The 1856-nt window shown below is 66.6% G+C and carries 3 protein-coding genes; all 3 read right to left on the bottom strand.

The genetic code is table 11. The annotated features are described in order from the left end of the window. Positions 1 to 464: ABC transporter permease (locus ACYVG8_RS09500; protein WP_460745623.1), on the bottom strand; the 464-nt coding region annotated here is incomplete at its 3' end. After that, complete coding sequence (locus tag ACYVG8_RS09505) at positions 464 to 1399, bottom strand: ABC transporter ATP-binding protein (RefSeq protein ID WP_107889042.1); 936 nt, start codon at positions 1397 to 1399, stop codon at positions 464 to 466. The genes ACYVG8_RS09505 and ACYVG8_RS09500, both read right to left, overlap by 1 nt. Then, on the bottom strand, positions 1383 to 1856 hold a 474-nt coding region (locus ACYVG8_RS09510; RefSeq protein ID WP_460745625.1), incomplete at its 5' end, for a NosD domain-containing protein. The genes ACYVG8_RS09510 and ACYVG8_RS09505, both read right to left, overlap by 17 nt.

Consider the following 1856-nt stretch of genomic DNA (forward strand, 5'->3'; position numbering starts at 1 on the left):
AGGCCGAGCAGCAGCGAACTGGCGACAAAGCCGGCGTAGTGCCACAGCGCATACAGGTCGAAGAACGGCGCCAGCGCAATGCCGGCCACGCCGAAGCCGGCCACGGTGGCGGCTGTCAGCGCGGTGGCCAGGCCGAGGTATTTGCCGAGGATCAGTTCGGTGCGGGTGATCGGCATCGACAGCAGCAGGTCGAGCGAGCCGCGTTCGCGTTCGCCGACCACTACATCGAAGCCGAGAATCAGCGCAATCAGCGGCAGCAGGTAGATGACCAGGCTGGTCAGGCTGGCGATGGTCGGCTCGATGCCGCGAAAGCCGACCGTGCCCTGTTGCGCCGGACCGAACCAGGCGATGACCAGCGCGAACAGCGCAAACAGGATGGCGACCACCAGTACCCAGCGATTGCGAATGCGGTCGCGGCATTCCTTGCCGGCGATGGTCAGCAGCGGAGCAAGAGCGAAGTCCATCAGCGGGTCTCCCGGGCAGCGGCATGGACATCGCGACGATGGCCCAGAAAGACCGCTTCCAGTGTCGGTTCGATAAAGCGCACGTCGGCCAGTGCCTCGCCGAGCCGGGCCAGCACCGCCAGCAGGCGCGGCTTGTCGGCGCGGTCGATGGCCAGCGACAGGCCGTGCGGCTGGCTGGCGGGATCGAAGCCGGCCTCGGTCAGCGCGGCCAGTGCGGCCGGCCGCTCGGCGACGGCCAGCGTCAGCTCGACCGTGACCGGCAGGGCAATGGCGGCCGACAGTTCGGCCACGGTGCCGAGCGCGGCCAGCCGGCCGGCGCTCATCAGTGCCAGCCGGTCGACCCGCTGTTCGATCTCGGCCAGGATGTGCGAAGTCAGGATCACCGTTGCGCCACCGGCGCGCACCCGTTCCAGAATGGCATAAAACTCGTGGATGCCTTCCGGGTCGAGGCCGGTCGTCGGCTCGTCCAGCAGCAGCAGCTTCGGCGCACCGAGCAGCGCCTGGGCGAAACCGAGCCGCTGGCGCATGCCCTTCGAGTAGTCGCGGACCCGGCGCTTGCCGACGGCCGGCAGGCCGACCGTATCCAGCAGTTCGGCGTACGGCGCATCGCTGACGCCCTTGAGCCGGGCGAAAAAGGCCAGCGTCTCCAGTCCGGTCAGGTTGTCGTACAGCACCACGTTTTCCGGCAGATAGCCGATCTGGCGGCGCACCGCGCGGAAATGCGGGCCGGTCACTGCCTCGCCGCACAGTGCGATTTCGCCACTGCTGACCGGCAGCAGGCCGAGCATCATCTTGAACAGCGTGCTCTTGCCGGCGCCGTTATGACCGATCAGCCCGAAAATCTCGCCGGCATCGACGGCAAAGCCGACCCGGTCGACAGCGACAAAATCGCCGAAGCGACGGCTGACGTCGCGAACCTCAATGGCGTTCGGCATGAATCCATTCTCTCCAGTTGGCATGGTGGGGCTGCATGGCAGGGTGCGCCTCGACCACCGACGGCACCCGCAGCACCGGGAACTGGCGCGCGATCATGCGCAGGGTCTGCACGGCCGGGCTGTGCATCAGCAGTTTGGCGACCGGATAGCGCCAGGTCAGCCGGTCGACCACGTCGTTGGCCTCGTACGGAATGTCGCCGCGGCCGTCCTCGTCGTGGTCCCAGCCCAGGTAGTTGCTCCAGTAGTTGCCGGTCTGCTTGCCCCATTCCTGATCGCGACTGGCCACATAGCGTACCTGCTCGCGGTTGCGGATAAAGTCGTTGCCCTCGACCGTGTTGCGGTACGAACCGGCCCACAGATGAACGCCGACGCGGTTGCCGATGACCAGATTGTTGCGCAGCGTGTTGTACTCGGCGTCGTAGATGAAGAAACCGCGCACATTGTCGGCGACCACATT

Source organism: Microvirgula curvata (assembly GCF_054781615.1).